This window comes from Achromobacter sp. ISS7 (assembly GCF_056523125.1).
This window is the reverse complement of record NZ_JAWRZD010000001.1, coordinates 3,213,866-3,230,900: the sequence shown is the minus strand read 5'-3', so window position 1 is coordinate 3,230,900 and position 17,035 is coordinate 3,213,866. Positions and strand designations below refer to the sequence as shown.

Below are 17,035 nucleotides of genomic sequence, written 5' to 3'. Positions count from 1 at the left end.
AGCGAGGTCAACAGGGCTGAACAACGTTCAATCTCGATGTTCACGAAAGTGAACATTGCGGGTCGGAAACAGCGGAAAATTCCGGTCGGCACGATTCTTGCCCGGCACCGCCGTGCTTTCGAAATCTTGCAAATTGGTGGGCCCGATCGACCACGGCATAATCACGTTTTCGCTGTCTGCGCCGTCGATCATGCTTCGCTTGCCGCTCACCGCGCGGATCCCGCTCGCGGTCTCTCTGCTGTTCCTGGTCATTTCGGCCGCGCTGATCTCGCTGGCGCTGCATGGCCTGTCGCGCCAGTTCGACAGCCAGGTCTCCAATCTCGGGCAGGTCTACCTGGACGGATTGTCGGCCGCGATCCTGCCGGCGGTGCGGGCCAATGACAGCGAGCAGATGACCGAGGTGCTCAACCGCGCGCTCGACACCCATCTGGGCGTCGTGGACCGCACGCTGGCGGTGATCACGGCCGACCATCAGCTGCTGGCGCACGTGGCGCGTTACCCCGAGGTCGAGCCGGTGCCGCTGGCGATCCTGCGCGAGCCCTCCGGCAGCCTGGTCAGCCTGCGCTCCGAGGGCGTCTGGACCTGGCGGCTGCTCGACAGCGCGCAGCCGCAACTGGGCACGGTGGTGGCCAACCTGGACGTCAGCGAATTCCTGCAGCAGCGGCGTGAATTGGCGCTGGAACTGGGGCTGGTGGGACTGGCTATCAGTGTGCTGGGGGCCGTGCTTTGCTATGGCATGGCGCGCCGCCTGCAACGCCCCATCATCTCGTTGACCGAGGCGTTGCGCGCCGGGCGCGAGGACCAGCCGCGAGCGATGGCGGTGCGCACCGGCGATCCCGAGCTGCAGGAGTTGCTTGCCGCCTACAACTGGATGGTGGAAAGCGTGCGCGAGCGCGAGGCCTTCGCGCAGCGCCATGCCCATATCGAGCGCGAAGCCATGCTGGGCCGCATGTCCGCCGCGCTGGCGCACGAGGTGCGCAATCCGCTGGGCGGCCTGCGCACCGCGGTGCAGACCCTGCGGCAGTTCGGCGACCGCGCCGACGTGCGGCAGGAATCGCTCGGCTTCATCGACCGCGGGGTCGAGGCGCTGCAGGCGGTGGTCGATGCCAGCCTGCGCACGTTCCGGCCCGGTACGGCTCGGTTGCGCCGCGAGGACATCGAGGACATCCCGCTAATGGTCCGGTCACAGGCGGGCAAGGGCGGCGTGACGGTGTCGCTGGCCTGCGCCGGGATGGGCGCAGAGGCATTGCCGCTGCCGGCCGGACCGGTGCGCCAGGTGCTGCTGAACCTGGTGCTGAACGCGGTGCAGGCGTCGCCGCAGGGCGGCCATGTGCGCATCGCTGCTCGCGCCGGGCGCCAGGCGCTGGCGCTGCACGTGATCGACGACGGCGCCGGCCTGCCGCCCGATGCGCGTTCGGCGCTGGCTGGCGGACCGCATGGCGGCGATGGCATGGGGCTGGGCATCGTCGCCGAGTTGGTGCGGGCCCTGCATGGCCGCTTGTGGGTCCGCAGCCTGGACCCGGGAACGCGGATATCCGTCCGCATTGCCTTGCCGCCCGAGGAGAAATCGCAATGAACGAGACACAGGTGTTGTTGATCGAGGACGATCCGGTGCTGGGCGGCGCGCTGCTGCAGCGCTTGCGGCTGGAAGGGCTGTCGGCGCAGTGGGTGCAGAGTTGCGCGCAGGCGGTGGAGTGGTTTCGCCGCTCGCGCCAGCGGCCCGCCTTCGTGCTGGCCGATATCCGCCTGCCCGACGGTTCAGGCGAGGATCTTTACCGCCGGCTGATTCCCCATCTGGCACAGGCAACCGTGGTGTTCGCCACCGCCTATGGCGAGATCGCCCAGGCGGTGAGGCTGGTGGCGGCTGGCGCCAACGACTATCTGACCAAGCCTTACGACACCGATGCGCTGGTGGCGCGCATACGCGCGGTCATCGCCGCGCAACCCGTGGGCGCGGCGCGCGAGGTGCATGAAAATCCGTTCGCGCTGGATGAACCGGCCAGCCCGTTGGCGCACGATCTGGAGCGGCTGGCCGCGAGCGACTTGCCGCTGCTGCTGGAAGGCGAGACCGGCACCGGCAAGGATCGGGCCGCGCGCTATGCTCACGCGCGCTCGCCGTTCGCGGCGGGGCCGTTCGTGGCCGTCAACTGCGCGTCGCTGCCGCCCGATCTCGCCGAAAGCCTGCTGTTCGGCCATGCGAAAGGCGCGTTCAGCGGCGCCAACACGGCGCGCGAAGGCCTGTTCTCGCAGGCGCGGTCAGGCACGTTGTATCTCGACGAGGTGGCGGAACTGGCGCCGCGGACGCAGTCCGCGCTGTTGCGGGTACTGGAAAACGGCGAATACCGGCCGTTGGGCGACCCCGAAAGCACCCGGACCCGCTGCCGCGTCATGGCCAGCACCTGCAGCATGCTGGACACCGAAGTGGCCGAGGGTCGGCTGCGGCCGGATCTGTACTATCGGCTGGCCGTGGCGCGCCTGACGCTGCCGCCGCTGCGCGAGCGCCAGGCCGCCATCGCGCCATTGGCCGCCCGCCTGCTGGACGAACTGGCGCAGGCGAACGGTATCCGGCTGTCGGCCGAAGCGCTACGCGCGCTGGACGATCACGACTGGCCGGGGAACATCCGAGAGATGCGGAACCGGATCGCGCGCGCGGTGGTCCAGGCCGAGGGGACCGAGTTGTCCGCCAGCGATCTGTTCCCCGAGCGCAAGCTCGGCGGCGCGGCGGATCTGGCGACCCGGCGCACCCATGCCGAGCAACGCGCGATCCAGCAGGCCATCGCTGAATCCGGCGGACACCTGGGCAGCGCCGCCAAGCGGCTGGGCATTTCGCGCACGACGTTGTGGAAGAAGCTGCGCGCCACCCGCGACGACGAGCCATCCCAGTCCTAGACCAGGCGTGCCAGGCGTCAGGCACGCCAATTGCTGCGGGTCGCGATAGCCGTCCGGCGGATTGTCAGCGTGGCCGGCGGCGGCGACAATCAGCCTAGGCGGCAACCGATTCAGCGGATGGGGCGCGGACCTGGCCCCGAAGGAGAGCGGCATCATGGCGACGCGAACCATCTGGAAAGGGGCGATTTCGTTCGGGCTGGTGCACATCCCGGTGGGCTTGCACACGGCGACGACCGAATCGGGCGTGGACTTCGACTGGCTCGACAAGCGCTCGATGGATCCGGTCGGCTACAAGCGCATCAACAAGCGCACCGGCAAGGAAATCGACAAGGACAACATCGTCAAGGGGGTGGAGTACGAGGACGGCCAGTACGTCATCATCTCCCCCGAGGAGATCAGCGGCGCCTATCCGCGCACCACGCAGACCATCGAGATCCAGCAGTTCGTCGATGCGGCCGAGGTGCCGTTCGTGTACCTGGAGCGGCCCTACTACCTGGCGCCGATCGACAAGGGCCAGAAGGTCTACGCGCTGCTGCGCGACACGTTGGCCAAGAGCGGCAAGATCGGCATCGCCAAGGTGGTGATCCAGACCAAGCAGCACCTGGCCGCGCTGATCCCGGCGGGCGACGCGCTGGTGCTGAACCTGATGCGCTGGGGCGACGAGGTCAAGGCCGCCGACGACCTGGACCTGCCCAAGTCCGGCGCCAAGGCCACGAGCCCCAATGCCAGCGAACTGAAGATGGCGCGGATGCTGGTCGAGGATATGTCCGGCCATTGGGATCCGGGGCAGTACAAGGACGAGTTCAAGGCCGCTGTCATGGACCTGGTGGCGCGCAAGGTCAAGGCGGGCAAGACCGAGACGGTGGTCGAGCCGCAGGAGGAATCGCCGGCCTATGCCGATAACGTCATCGACCTGACCGAGTTGCTGCAGCGCAGCCTGAAGGGGCGCGCGCCGGGCAAGGCGTCGAACGGCGGCGGGTCTCGGACGGCGGCGAAGAAGACCGCCAGGAAGGTGGCCAGCAAGGCGGCAACCAAGGCGACCAACAAGGCGACCGCGAAGACAGCGACGAAGGCTAAGGCGGCAGGCAAGGCCGGCACCTCGGCCAAGACCCGCAAGGCGGCCTGACCATGGCCGATACCCTGGCGAAGTACCGCGCCAAGCGCGATTTCAAGGTGACGTCGGAGCCGGCCGGCGGCGGCGAGGCCAACGCGGCCGCGCGCGCCTTCGTGATCCAGAAGCACTGGGCCAGCCAGCTGCATTACGACTTCCGGCTGGAACTGGACGGGGCCATGAAGAGCTGGGCCGTGCCCAAGGGGCCCAGTTTCGACCCGTCGGTCAAGCGCATGGCGGTGCAGGTAGAGGACCATCCCATCGCCTACAACCGCTTCGAGGGCGAGATTCCGAAAGGCCAGTACGGCGCCGGCAAGGTCATCATCTGGGACCGGGGCACCTGGACGCCGGTGGGCGACCCGGCCGACGGCTACGAACGCGGCCATCTCAAGTTCGACCTGCACGGGGTCAAGCTGCGCGGGCGCTGGGCCCTGATCCGCATGAAGGGGCGGGGATCCGAGAAGCAGCCGCCCTGGCTGCTGGTCAAGGACCGCGATGCCGCCGCCCGCGCCGAAAGCGAATTCAGCGTGGTCGACGAGCAGCCCGACAGCGTGGTGTCGGCGCCAACAGCGCGGGCGCGCCGGGTGCCCGAGGCGGCGCCGGCCGCACTGCCGGATCCGGCCGCTTCGCCGCCGCCCGAGGCAAGCGAGTCGCATCTGCCTGGCGTGGCGGCGCCATTGCCCGACCTGCTCAAGCCGCAACTGGCCACGCTGGTCGAAGGCGTGCCGCGCCAGGCCGACCAGGATTGGATCTACGAAATGAAGTTCGACGGCTACCGCCTGCTGGCGCGGCTGGACCACGGCGAGGTGCGCCTGTACACGCGCAACGGCCACGACTGGGCGCCGAAGCTGCCGCACCTGGCCGCGGCGCTGCGGCGCATGCCGCTGGAAACCGCGTGGCTGGACGGCGAGATCGTGATGCTGGCCGACAACGGCGCGCCCAGCTTCCAGGCCTTGCAGAACGCCTTCGACGGCGAACGCACCGGCGGCATCCTGTTCTATGTGTTCGACCTGCCTTACGTGACCGGCCGCGACCTGCGCGGCGAGCCGCTGCGGGTGCGCCGCGCGGTGCTGGCGCGGGTGATGGAGGCGGCCGGCGGCGACCCGCTGCGTTTCAGCGACGCGTTCGACGCGGCCCCGGCCGACCTGGTGGCCTCGGCTTGCAAGATGGGGCTGGAGGGCATCATCGCCAAGCGCCTGTCCTCGCCGTATGTGTCGCGCCGCAGCGACAGCTGGATCAAGCTCAAGTGCGCGCGGCGCCAGGAATTCGTCGTGGTCGGCTACACCGATCCCAAGGGCGCGCGGGTGGGGCTGGGCGCGTTGCTGCTGGCGTATCACGACGAGGCCGGCCAGCTGGTGTATGCCGGCAAGGTCGGCACCGGGTTCGACGACGCCGGATTGGCCGCGCTGCGGCAACGGCTGGCGGCGCTGGAGACGCGCCAGGCGAGCGTCAAGGCCGGCGGCATTGGCCGCGGCGCGCACTGGGTGCGGCCCGAACTGGTGGCGGAAGTGTCGTTCGGCGAATGGACGGAATCGGGCCATGTGCGCCATCCCGTGTTCCGTGGGCTGCGCACCGACAAGCCGGCGCGCGCGATTACCAGGGAGGCGGCGATGGGAGCGGATGCGATGCGAGAGGCCGGGGCGGGCGGAACGACGCGGCAGGGCAGCAAGGCGACTGCCAAGGCGGCAGGCAGTACCACGGCCAAGGCCGCTGGCAAGACGACCGGCAAGACGGCCACGACGGTGGGCCGCCAGGCCGCGCGGAAGGCGCCCGGCAAGGCCGCGAAGCGCGCTACCGCTGGCAAGCTGACCCACCCAGAACGCGTCATCGACCCGTCCACCGGCCTGACCAAGCTGGATCTGGCGCGCTACTACGGCCTGGTGGCGCCGATGCTGCTGCGTCACCTGAAGGACCGCCCGGTCTCGTTCCTGCGCGCGCCGGCCGGCATCGAGGGCGAGTTCTTCTTCCAGAAGCACCTGGAAGCGCCGATGCCGGGCGTGAAGCCGTTGCCGCAGGCCCTGGATCCGGACCACCCGCCCTTGATGGAAGTGCCGACGCCGCAGGCGGTCATGTCGGCCGCGCAGATGAACGTGGTGGAGTTCCACACCTGGAACGCCGTCAAAAGCGCCATCGGCAAGCCCGACCGCATGGTGTTCGACCTGGACCCCGGCGAAGGCGTGGCGTGGGACGCCGTGCGGCGCAGCGCGCAATTGCTGCGCGTGCTGCTGACCGAGATCGGCCTGCGCGGCTGGCTCAAGACCAGCGGCGGGAAGGGCCTGCACGTGGTGGTGCCGCTGCGCCGCCAATACGACTGTGACACGGTCAAGGCGTTCTCGCAGGCCATCGTGCAGCACCTGGCGCGCACGCTGCCGCAGGTGTTCGTGGCCAAGAGCGGCCCGAAGAACCGGGTCGGCCGGATCTTCGCCGACTACCTGCGCAACGGCTTCGGCGCCACCACGGTGGCGGCCTGGTCGGCGCGCGCGCGGCCGGGAATGGGCGTGTCCGTGCCGCTGGCGTGGGAGGAACTGGAGCAGGTCCGCGCCAGCGACCAGTGGACCATCGCCAACATCCACGAGCGCCTGGATGTGGGCGATACGCCATGGGACGACTATGCGCCGCAGGCCATCGCCGGCGCCATGAAGGCGATGGACTTCACGCCGGGTCGATGACCGGCCGGCGCGGCGCGGTCAGTCGTCGCCAGCCGCCGCCAAGGCAACGGATTCGCGCGTGCGCGTGCCAATACCGAACACCTGCGCCACGATGCCCATGGCGACGATGACGCCGGCCAGGATCGAGGTGTAGACCACTTCGTTGCGGTAGGTGCCCTCGATCACCATGGTGACGAGCGCGGCGATGATGCAGACGATCACCGCGTACGTCAGCCACGGGAACAGCCACATCCTGAATTCCAGCCGCACGCCGCGCGCCTGCAGGCGCTGGCGCATGCGCAGCTGCGAGCAGGCGATCGCCAGATAGACGAACAGCGCGATGGTGCCGGTGGCCTGCATCAGCACGTCATAGACGTCCATCTTCGAGGTCGCCATCATCCAGACGGCGGCGAAGGCGAACAGGCTGGAGATGATGACGCCGACATAGGGCGTGCCGGTCTTGCGGCCGGTGATCTGCATGACGCGGTGGGCGTCGCCGCGCCTGGCCAGCGAGTAGAGCATGCGCGAGGCGGTGTAGAGCGCCGAGTTGAAGCAGCTGCACACCGAGGTCAGCACGATGAAGTTGACGATCAGCTGCGCGTGCGGAATGCCCAGCGCGTCGAGCGCGACGTTGTAGGTGCCCTGGGTCGGCTCGGTCAGGCCGGGGGCGTTGTACGGCACCAGGCAGACCACGATGAAGATCGAGCCCACGTAGAACAGGCAGATGCGCCACACCACCGAGCGCGTGGTCTTGATGATCTCGCGGCCCGGATCGGCCGATTCGGCGGCGGCGACGGTGACGATCTCGGCGCCGATGAAGGCGAACATCACGCCCAGCAGCGCCACCACCACCGACTTGGGGCCGTTGGGCATGAAGCCCTGGCTGGTCAGGTGGCTCCAGCCGTTGGCGTCGCCCCACGGCCACACGTGCGCCAGCGCCAGGCTGCCCATGACCAGGAACAGGACGATGGCCACGACCTTGATGAGCGCGAACCAGAATTCGAATTCGCCGTAGTTGCGCACGTTCAGGAAGTTGACCACCAGCAGCGACACCGTCACCAGCAGCGCGTAGCCCCAGGCCGGCGCCATCGGGAACCAGCCGTGCAGGATCTGCCCGGCGACGTAGGCTTCCCAGCCCATCAGCAAGGCCCAGAAGTACCAGTAGAGCCAGCCGATGGTGAAGCCGGCCCAGCGCCCGATGGCGCGGTCGGCGTAGGTCGAGAATGAGCCGGTGTCCGGCTGCGCGACCGCCATTTCACCCAGCATGCGCATGGCCAGGATGACCAGGATGCCGCCGCCGATATAGGCCAGGATGACGGCCGGCCCGGCCAGGGCGATCTGCTTGCCGGAACCCACGAACAGCGCGGCGCCGATGACGCCGGCGATGGACATCATCGTGAGATGGCGGGACTTGAGGCCGCCCTTGAGTTCGGTATTGGGGGTGTTCTCCAACTTCTTCTCCTCTCCAGATGCGCGGGGGCCATGGCGTGCTCGCCATCGGAATGGAAAAGAGGCATGTCCCCTGCCGGTTTATCGCTTTTTGCTATTAAGCGTAGGAGCATACGCCCCATGCGAGCGGGGTTGGCGCGGGTGCCATGTCCTGTTGCAAGTGCCAGGTTTTGTTGCGCGTGGACGAGGGAATCAGACCGATGGAGGGACGCGCGATGCGTTGGGCACGCAATCGGCGCCCGTGTCCTGCATCAGGCACAACGCCACGGGCGCGTCGCACAGCAGGTCCGCGATGTCGAGCGTCGCTGCCTGATGCCGCCGGTCCGACACGATCTCGAGCAGGCCGCCTTCGATGCCGGATGGCAGGAGCACCCGGGTGTCCGCCCAATAGGCGCGGGCGGTCTTGGCATCGTCGCACGCATAGCCGGCGATGGCGGTGGCGCAATGGCGGGGCGCGATGACCAGCAGCGCCTGGCGCGCATGCTGGCGCAGGAAGGCCAGCAGGTGCGGCGCCTGCGGGCCTTGTATCTCGACGGGGATCAGCGCGCCCTCGCGCAACAGCGCGGGATGGCGGGCGCGCAGCGCCAGCGTTCGCTGGATCAGGGCCTGCTTGACCGCCCCGCTGCGCCATGCGGCGGCGCGGGTGTCGATGGCGCCTTCGCTTGCCGCCCGCGCCAGCAAGGCCGCGCGCTCGCCATAGTCCACGGGCCGGCGGTTATCGGGATCGACCAGGCTGAAATCCCACAACTCGGTGCCCTGGTACAGGTCGGGCACGCCTGGCAGGGTGTTGCGCAGCAGTGTCTGGGCCAGGCCGTTGATCAATCCGGCGGGCGCCAGTTGCCGGGCGAAATCGCCGATTTCCCGCAACAGCCCGCGGCCATCGGGCGAGTCCAGCAGATCGTCGAGCACATGGCGGGCCGCGTTTTCATAGGGCGCGTCGGGCGCGGTCCAGCGCGTGTGCAGCTTGGCTTCGCGCAGCGCCTTCTGCTGCCATTGCGCCACGCGTTCGATAAAGGCGGCGACGGCGTCGTCGTCCAGCGCCGCGGGCGCCAGCGGCCACGCGCCGACCAGCGTCTGCAGCAACAGGTAGCGATCGGCGCGCGAGGGCATGTCGTCGTGGCTGGCGAGGCGGTCGATCCAGCCGCGCGCGCGGGCAATCCACTCCAGCGGGATTTCGGTCAGCGCGGCCAGGCGGGCGCGGCTGTCTTCGCCGCGCTTGTGGTCGTGGGTGGCCGTGGCCAGCAAGGCCTCCGGATGCCTGCGCGCGCGCGCGCCGCAGGCATCCAGGAAGGCCGGCGCTTCCAGGGAGAAGACGGCGGGGGATGAGCCAACCTCGTTGCGCGACAGCAGGGGACCATAGCGGTAGAACAGCGTGTCTTCCAGGGCCTTGGCGGCCAGCGGCGGGGTGAGCTGCTGGAAATGGCGCAGCGCCCGCGAGCGCGCGCTGCGTAGCGCGTTGGCGGCGATGTCTTCCTGCGGCTCGCCCGGAGAACCGTCCAGCCATCGGTCCAGCAGGTCGAGCAAGCGGCCATCGGGACTGTCGGGCGGCGCGGGCAGGCTGGCGCGCGCGCCAGCCAGCGCGATCTGCCAATGCTGCCGATCGATCGCGCCGCGACCCCCATCCTCGGCATAGCTGCGGTAGGCGGGAAACGCCGCCAGCAATGCGCTCAGCACGCGGTCGATGGCGGGGGCTGTCCAGTCGCGGGTGCGCAGGTCCAGCCGCGCGATCCGGGTAAGCGCGCGCACCAGCACCAGCCGCTCCGCGGCGAAATGCCGCGCCAGCATCAACTGGCGTGCCCGCAGCAATTGGGCCGCTGGCGGCTGGCGGTCATCGGCGAGGGCCTGCCAGAAGGCTTCCAGCGGCGCGCGCGCGGCGGGCGCGTGCAGCAGCGCGCCCACCTGGTCCATGAAGTCGTAGCCGGTGGTGCCTTCCGCCGGCCAGCGCGGATCGAGGGGCTCGCCCGGGGCCAGTATCTTCTCCACGACCAGGTAGGGCGAGGCCGCCAGCCCGGCCTGCGCCCGCGCGCAGGCGGCTTCGGCCATGGCGGCGCGCAACCGCCGCAGGTACGCGCCCGGCATGGCCAGGCCGTCGATATGGTCGATGCGCAGGCCGTCCAGCAGGCCCTCGCCAAACAGGCGCAAGGGCAGGGCATGCACGGCGTCGAACACGACGTCGTCCTCGACCCGCACGCCGACCAGCTCGGTGATCTCGAAGAAGCGCCGCCAGTTGATCTGGTCGGGCGCGGTGCGCCACCAGGCCAGGCGGTAATGCTGGCGTTCCAGCAATTGGTGCAGCCGGCGCCGGCCTTGCGGCGTAGCGGGCGCGTGGGCCTCGCAGGTCCTGGCCGGGTGTTGTTCGGGTTGCGGCGCCTGCTCCAGGGGATAGTGCTGGCCGCCGACGGCGATGGCGTAGCCGTGGCCGGGGGTGTAGGCCAGCGTGATGGCGCCGTTTTCCAGGCAGATACCGTAAGGCTCCGGTAGTACCGGCAGCAGGACCTTGCCGCGCAGCGCGGGGTCGGGGGCGCGCCAGTCGATGTCGAAGCAGCGAGAGTGCGGACTGCGTTCGCCATGGCGCAGCACATCGGACCACCAGGCGTTGGCGACGTCGGCGGCCATGTGGTTGGGCACGATGTCGGCGATCAACCCCAGGCCGTTCGCGCGGGCGGCGGCCGCCAGGCGCCGCAGCGCCGCTTCGCCGCCCAGCTCGACATTGACCTGGCCGTGGTCGATCACGTCGTAGCCATGGGTGGAGCCGGCGCGCGCCTGGGTGATGGGCGACAGGTACAGGTGGCTGATGCCGAGCGCGGCAAAGTAGGGCAGTTGCGCGCGGGCGTCATCCAGCGTGAAGCCCGCGTGCAATTGCAGCCGCACGGTGGCGCGGGGGCGGTTGTCGGCGGCCGGCTGGCGCGGGTCGGCGGCGCTCATGGCTTGCGTCCTCGCAAGGATTGCAGCGGCGCCAGGCGTTCGCGCACCGCGGGATCCGCCAGGCAGTCCGCCGCCGCCAGGGGCAGGCGCTGGCGCCAATTGGGATGGCGGCTGTCCGCGCCCGGCAGGTTGGGCTGGTCCACCGCGCCGATGGCGTCTTCCAGCGGCACCAGCGCCAGCGGGCAGGGCGTGGCGGCGACGAACGCCAGCAGCGAGGCGCAGGGCGCCTGCGCCGGGGCGGGCGCGTCGGGCAGCTGCGCATGGCCGCGCACGGCCTGCCACAGGCGCTCGCGGTCGGCATCGCGTTGCGCGCGCAGGTCGGCTTCGCTTTCGTCGGCGCCGAGCAGGCCCAGGCCGGCGCGCCAATCGAGGTCGCGGCCTCGCCACCAGCCGGTGAGCGTGGGCAGGTCATGGGTGGTCGTCATGGCGGCGGCGGCAGGCGGCCAGGCATCGGGCGCGAGGAAAGCGGCCGCGGCGCCCGGGCCGGACCGTTCGCGCATGAACCACAGCACATCCATGCCCAGCAGTCCGTGATCGCCCAACGCCTCGTCAAAGCCTTCGGGCACGGTGCCCAGGTTCTCGCCGATCACCAGCGCCTGGTGGCGCCAGGCCTCCAGCGCCGTCAACCGCAGCAGCGTGCGCAGCGGATAGCGCAGGTAGGCGCCCTCGCCGGCGGCGGCGCCCGCGGGAATCAGCCACAGCCGCGCCATGCCCAGGATATGGTCGATGCGCAGCCCGCCAGCCTGCGCCAGGCCGGCGCGCAGCAAGGCGATGAAGGCGGCATAGCCGGATTGGCGCAGCGCTTGCGGCGACAGCGCGGTCAGGCCCCAGGCCTGGCCTTGCGGGTTGTGGATGTCGGGCGGCGCGCCCACGCCGGCCTGGCGCACCAGGTCGGCCTGGTGGCTCCAGGCATGACTGCCGGCGGGGCTGGCGCCGATCGCCAGGTCGGCGATCAGGCCCACCCGCATGCCCGCGCCCCTGGCCGCCTGCTGGGCCTGCGACAGGCTGACGGCGGCCAGCCATTGGGCGAAGATGTGGAAGTCCAGTTCGGCGCCCTGCGCCTGCGCGAACGCGCGCGCCTCGGCGAAGCGCGGGTTGCGCAGTCCAGCGGGCCACGCGCTCCAGGCGCGGGGCGCGCCGGGCATGCGGCCCTGGTGTTCGTGCAGCGCCTCGAACAGCGCGTGGTCGTGCAAGGATTGCCCGCCCGCCGCGCGAAACGCCTGCAAGGCGTGGCGTTGATCCGGCGTCGCCAGCCGCTCGAAGTCCTGGTGCAGTTCGCGCAGCAGCCGCTGGCGCGCGCGCGCGGCCTGTGGCCAGTCGATCAGGTCCTGGCTGTCCAATGCCTGCAGCGCCTGTTGCGCCAGCGGCCCCATGCGCGCCAGCGCGGTGCGCACCGGCATGTCGCCCAGCACGGCGGCGGGATCGGCGTACAGCGTGTTCAGGAACAGCCGGCTGGAGGGCGAATAGGGGCTGTATTGTTCGGGTTCCGCGGCGAACATCGCGTGCACCGGACTGATCGCCAGCGCGTCGGCGCCCGCGGCGCCGGCGCTCACGGCGAGCTCGCGCAGCGCGCCGAAATCGCCATAGCCGTGGGTCGCGTGGACGGGATCTTCCGCGCCGCGCCGCAGGCTGTAGACCTGCGCCGCCAGGCCCCAGGCGCGCGGCCGGGGCTGCCCCAGCAGCTGGGACGGCGTCGGCGCGCTGGCGGGCGCCACCGCCAGGAGAGCGGCGCCGATGCGCGTGGTCAAGGTGTAGTAACCGGGAACCGGCGGGACGGCGATCTCCGGCATGCCGGCGGCGTCCGTGGCGGTTTCCCCGGCCAGGGGCCGGGCATGCGCGGCGCTGATCTCATAGGGGCCGGCGCAGGCCGGCGGCATCTTCATCCTGCCGCCCGCGATGCCGACCAGCATGGCCGGCAACCGCGCCTCGCCGCGCGCGCCATCCAGCCGCTGCTGGCTGTCGCGGATGTCGGCGTCGCTGTCGGCGGGCAGGTCCATGGCGCGCAGCAGGGCGCGCAAGGTCTCGGGCGCGACGACGCGCGCCTGCTGGCGGGCATCGGTCCAGTGCTCGGCCAGCCCGGCGGCCTTGGCCAACGCGGACAGCGCGGCGGTCATGGGGTGTTCTCCAGCAGGTAGACCGCGCTGTTGCCGCACACGCTGCCCGTGCGCAGCGCGTCGAAGGCGCCCGGCAGGGATTCGAACAGCAGATCGCAGGCCGTCGCGGCCGGCGACAGGTCGGGCGGCAGAGACTCGCGCGCGTCGCCCAGGTTGACGTAGAGCGAGAGCACGGCGCCGTCGCCCAGCCGCCAGCGGGCCAGCACGGTGGCGGCGCCCAGGGCCAGCGCGCCCAGGCTCGCCGTGCCGCGCAGGCGCGGCGCGATCAGTTGCCGGCGCAGGTGCAGCAAGGCCTGGTAGTAGGTGCGCCAGGCCCGGGCATCGTCGCCGTCTTCGGCGGTCCAGGGCTGGCTGCGGGTGTAAGTGTCGAGGGCGCCGGGGTCGGGCGCCGCGGCCGGGTCGTTGTCGTCGAATCCGTCGAAGGACGAGAACTCGCGCCGCCGGCCTTCGCGCACCGCCCGCGCCAGCGCGGGATCGGCATGGCTGGTGAAATAGAGGAAAGGCGCGGTGCTGCCGCATTCCTCGCCCATGAACAGCAGGGGAATCTGCGGCGCCAGCAGTTGCAGGGCGACCGCCGCGCGCAGGCGGTCCGCCGACGGCACCAAGGTGGTCAGGCGTTCGCCCCGGGCGCGGTTGCCGGTCTGGTCATGGTTCTGCAGGAACAGCACGAAGGCGGTTGGCGGCAAGTGGGCGCAGGGCTCGCCGCGCGGCCGGCCGCCGCGGTAGGCGGAGGGCTGGCCCTGATATAGCCAGCCCTGTTCCAGGCATTGCGCCAGCGCCTGCGCCGGATACCGGGTGTAGTCGGCGTAGTAGCCTTGGGCTTCGCCGGTCAAGAGATGATGCAGCACATGGTGCGCGTCGTCGTTCCATTGCGCGTCATAGCCGGCGCCCAGCAGCGAGGCGCGGTTGTCGTCGTTCTCCACCACCAGGTGCACGTGGCGTTCGGGCAACTGGCCGCGCACGTGGCGGGCCAATTCCTCCAGCCATTCGTGGCCGACGATGGCGTGCACCGCATCCAGCCGCAGGCCGTCGAAACGGTATTCGCCAAGCCAATGCAGCGCGCTTTCCTCGAAGTAGCGGCGCACGGCGGCCTGGCGCAGGTCGATGGCCGCGCCCCACGGCGTGCGCACGTCGTCGCGGAAGAACGGCGCGGCGTATCGCGGCAGGAAGTTGCCGTCGGGGCCGAAGTGGTTGTAGACCACGTCCAGCATGACGCCCATGCCCAGGCCATGGGCGGCGTCGACCAGCGCTTTCAGTTCCGCGGGCGTGCCATAGGCCGTGTCGGGCGCGTACGGCAGCACGCCGTCATACCCCCAGTTGCGCGGCCCCGGAAAGTCGGCCAGCGGCATCAGTTCCAGCAGGGTGACGCCCAGGTCGGCCAGGGCCGGCAAGCGCTGGCGCAGGCCCGCGTAGCCGCCCGCCAGGCCGACGTGGACTTCGTACAGCACGCTTTCCTCCCAGGGCCGTCCGCGCCAGCCGGGATGCCGCCATGGGTAGGTGTCGGGGCCGGTGACCAAGCTGGCGTCGTGGACGTCGCCCGCATGCTGGCGCGAGGCGGGGTCGGGGACCCGCAGCGCATCGCCGACGCGATAGCGGTAGCGCGTGCCCGCGCCGCAAGCCACGTCCACCTGCGCATATCCTTGCGCGTCGGGATGCAGCGCGATCGGATCGCGTCCTTCGATCAGCAACGCCAGGCCGGGCGGCGCGGACGGGGCCCACAGGCGAAAGCGGGTGCGGCCGTCGGGCAGCGGCAGGGCGCCGAAGGAAAAGGGTTCGGGCCATGCCGTCATGGGGCCTGCTCCGGGATGTGGGCGGCGGCCAGCAACACCAGGCTCTGGGCCTGGACCGTGACCTCGCTCTCGTTGAGGGGGGCGGCCGCGGTCGGCGCGGAAGAATCCAGTTCGCGGATCCAGGCCTGCGTGGGCGGCGGCAGCGTGAAACTGACCGGTTCCGGGCCCGGATTGAGCAGCATCAGGGTGATGTCGGCGCTGCCGTCGTCGCGCAACGCGGCGCGGCGCAGGGCCATGGCCTTGGCGGCGCCGTCTTCCCAGGAGGCCGGCTCGATCGTTTGGCCGTCGGGGTTGAACCAGGCGATGGCGGCCACGCCCGGGCAGATCTCGCGTGCCGCATCGCCATAACGCGCGGCCCGCAGGGAAGGATGGCCGCGCCGCAAGGCCAGCGCGCGCGCCACCGCCTGGCTCAGCGCACGGCCTACCTCGCCCTGGGCCTGGGTCCAGTCGAGCCACGACAGCGGATTGTCCTGGCAGTAGGCATTGTTGTTGCCGTCCTGGGTATTGCCGAATTCGTCGCCGGCCAGCAGCATGGGCGTGCCATCGGACAGGCACAGCGTGGCCAGCAGCGCCCGCTGCACGCGGCCGCGCCGTTCCAGCACCGCCTCGTCTTCGCTGGGGCCTTCCTCGCCCCAGTTGCTGCTGTAGTTCTCGGGATGGCCGTCCTCGCCGTTTTCGCCGTTGGCCTCGTTGTGGCGGCCGTCATAGCTGACCACGTCGCGCACGGTGAAGCCGTCGTGCGAGGCGACGAAATTGACGCTGGCCCAGGGGCGGCGGTGGCGGCGGTCGAAGACGTCGCGCGAGCCGGTCAGCCGCGCCGCCATGTCGCCGCGCTGGCCCTCGTCGCCGCGCCAGTAGCGCCGCACGGTGTCGCGGTAGCGGTCGTTCCATTCGGCGAAGCCGGGCGGATGGTTGCCGAGCTGGTAGCCATCGGGGCCGATGTCCCAGGGTTCGGAAATGAGCTTGACGCCCGCCAGCTCCGGGTCCTGCAGCAGCGCGTCGAAGAATCCCGAACCCGGATCGAAGCCGGTGCCTTCCCGGCCCAGCGTGACGCCCAGGTCGAAGCGGAAGCCGTCCACGCCATAGGACCGGACCCAGTAGCGCAGGGAATCGGCCACCATCTGTAGCACCCGGGGATGGGACAGGTTGACCGTGTTGCCGCAGCCGGTGTCGTTGATGTAGTGGCGTTCTTCGCCTGGCACCAGGCGGTAGTAGCTGGCGTTGTCCAGGCCGCGCCAGGACAGCGTCGGCCCCAGTTCGTTGCCTTCGCAGGTGTGGTTGTAGACCACGTCCAGGATGACTTCCAGCCCGGCCGCGTGCAGCCGGCGAATGGCCTGGCGCAGGTCGTTGGGGCCCTGTTGCAGGTACGACGGCTCGGGCGCGAAGAACGACAGCGTGTTGTAGCCCCAGTAGTTGTGCAGCCCGCGCTCGAGCAGGAAGCGGTCCTGCAGGAAGGCATGCACCGGCAGCAGCTCGACCGCGGTGACGCCCAGGCGTTGCAGGTGTTCGATGAAGCGCGGGTCGGCCAGCGCCGCGCTGGTGCCGCGCAGCGGCTGGCGCAGGTCTTCGCGCAGCATGGAGGCGCCGCGCAGGTGCACCTCGTAGATGACGCTGTCGTTCCAGGCGGTGCGCGGCGGCTTGCTGTTGCCCCAGTTGAACGGCAGATCCTCCACCACCACCGCCTTGGGCATGGCGGGGGCGCTGTCGCGCCGGTCCATCGCCAGGTCGGCGCGGGCATGGTTCAGGCGGTAGCCGAACAGCGCGTCGCTCCAGTTGACCGGGCCGCTGAGCTGGCGTGCGTAGGGATCCAGCAGCAGCTTGTGCGGATTGAAGCGGTGGCCATTGCGCGGATCGTACGGGCCATGGGCGCGCAGGCCGTAAAGCAGGCCGGGCTGGGCATCGGGCAGGTAGCCGTGCCAGATCTCGTCGGTGCATTCCGGCAGGTCGAAGCGGCGCAGTTCCTTGCGGCCGCGGGCGTCGAACAGGCAGACCTCGACGCGCGTGGCGTTGGCCGAGAACACGGCGAAGTTCACGCCCAGGCCGTCGCTGGTCGCGCCCAGCGGATAGGGGTTGCCAGCGGTCATGCGGGTCAACAGGGAGGGATCCATG

The 17,035-nt window shown here is 70.5% G+C and carries 10 protein-coding genes; 4 read left to right on the top strand and 6 right to left on the bottom strand.

What is annotated here, in order from left to right:
* Window positions 1-27: 27 nt before the first annotated feature.
* Window positions 28-192 carry a hypothetical protein gene (locus AC1HFW_RS14380; RefSeq protein WP_479284010.1) on the bottom strand — a complete coding sequence of 55 codons (165 nt, stop codon included), beginning with the start codon at window positions 190-192 and terminating at the stop codon, window positions 28-30.
* On the opposite strand from AC1HFW_RS14380, the gene AC1HFW_RS14375 reads away from it, so the two are divergent.
* The 4 genes from AC1HFW_RS14375 to ligD all read left to right on the top strand — a co-directional run bounded on the left by AC1HFW_RS14375 (window position 191) and on the right by ligD (window position 6,669).
* On the top strand, window positions 191-1,576 hold the full coding sequence (locus AC1HFW_RS14375) for a sensor histidine kinase (RefSeq protein WP_479284009.1): 1,386 nt from the start codon (window positions 191-193) through the stop codon (window positions 1,574-1,576). The genes AC1HFW_RS14380 and AC1HFW_RS14375 overlap by 2 nt on opposite strands.
* Window positions 1,573-2,889, top strand: a complete 1,317-nt coding sequence (locus AC1HFW_RS14370) for a sigma-54-dependent transcriptional regulator (RefSeq protein ID WP_479284007.1) — start codon at window positions 1,573-1,575, stop codon at window positions 2,887-2,889. The genes AC1HFW_RS14375 and AC1HFW_RS14370 overlap by 4 nt, the downstream gene beginning before the upstream one ends.
* Before the next feature lie 154 nt (window positions 2,890-3,043).
* Window positions 3,044-4,015: a non-homologous end joining protein Ku gene (ku, locus tag AC1HFW_RS14365; protein WP_479284005.1), complete on the top strand. Its 972-nt coding sequence runs from the start codon at window positions 3,044-3,046 to the stop codon at window positions 4,013-4,015.
* Window positions 4,016-4,017: 2 nt separating this feature from the next.
* Entirely contained in the window at window positions 4,018-6,669 is a 2,652-nt protein-coding gene (ligD, locus tag AC1HFW_RS14360; RefSeq protein ID WP_479284003.1) for a DNA ligase D, read from the top strand.
* Between the two features lie 18 nt (window positions 6,670-6,687).
* Here ligD and AC1HFW_RS14355 read toward each other — a convergent pair whose 3' ends face one another.
* The 5 genes from AC1HFW_RS14355 to glgX form a co-directional block, all read right to left on the bottom strand.
* Window positions 6,688-8,100, bottom strand: a complete 1,413-nt coding sequence (locus tag AC1HFW_RS14355) for an amino acid permease (RefSeq protein WP_479284001.1) — start codon at window positions 8,098-8,100, stop codon at window positions 6,688-6,690.
* Between the two features lie 189 nt (window positions 8,101-8,289).
* Window positions 8,290-11,022: a malto-oligosyltrehalose synthase gene (treY, locus tag AC1HFW_RS14350; protein ID WP_479283999.1), complete on the bottom strand. Its 2,733-nt coding sequence runs from the start codon at window positions 11,020-11,022 to the stop codon at window positions 8,290-8,292.
* Window positions 11,019-13,136, bottom strand: a complete 2,118-nt coding sequence (gene malQ / locus AC1HFW_RS14345; RefSeq protein WP_479283997.1) for a 4-alpha-glucanotransferase — start codon at window positions 13,134-13,136, stop codon at window positions 11,019-11,021. Before malQ ends, treY begins: the two co-directional genes overlap by 4 nt.
* Complete coding sequence (gene treZ, locus AC1HFW_RS14340; RefSeq protein ID WP_479283995.1) at window positions 13,133-14,926, bottom strand: malto-oligosyltrehalose trehalohydrolase; 1,794 nt, start codon at window positions 14,924-14,926, stop codon at window positions 13,133-13,135. Before treZ ends, malQ begins: the two co-directional genes overlap by 4 nt.
* Window positions 14,923-17,034 carry a glycogen debranching protein GlgX gene (gene glgX, locus AC1HFW_RS14335; RefSeq protein WP_479283993.1) on the bottom strand — a complete coding sequence of 704 codons (2,112 nt, stop codon included), beginning with the start codon at window positions 17,032-17,034 and terminating at the stop codon, window positions 14,923-14,925. The genes treZ and glgX overlap by 4 nt, the downstream gene beginning before the upstream one ends.
* Between the last annotated feature and the right edge of the window lies 1 nt (window position 17,035).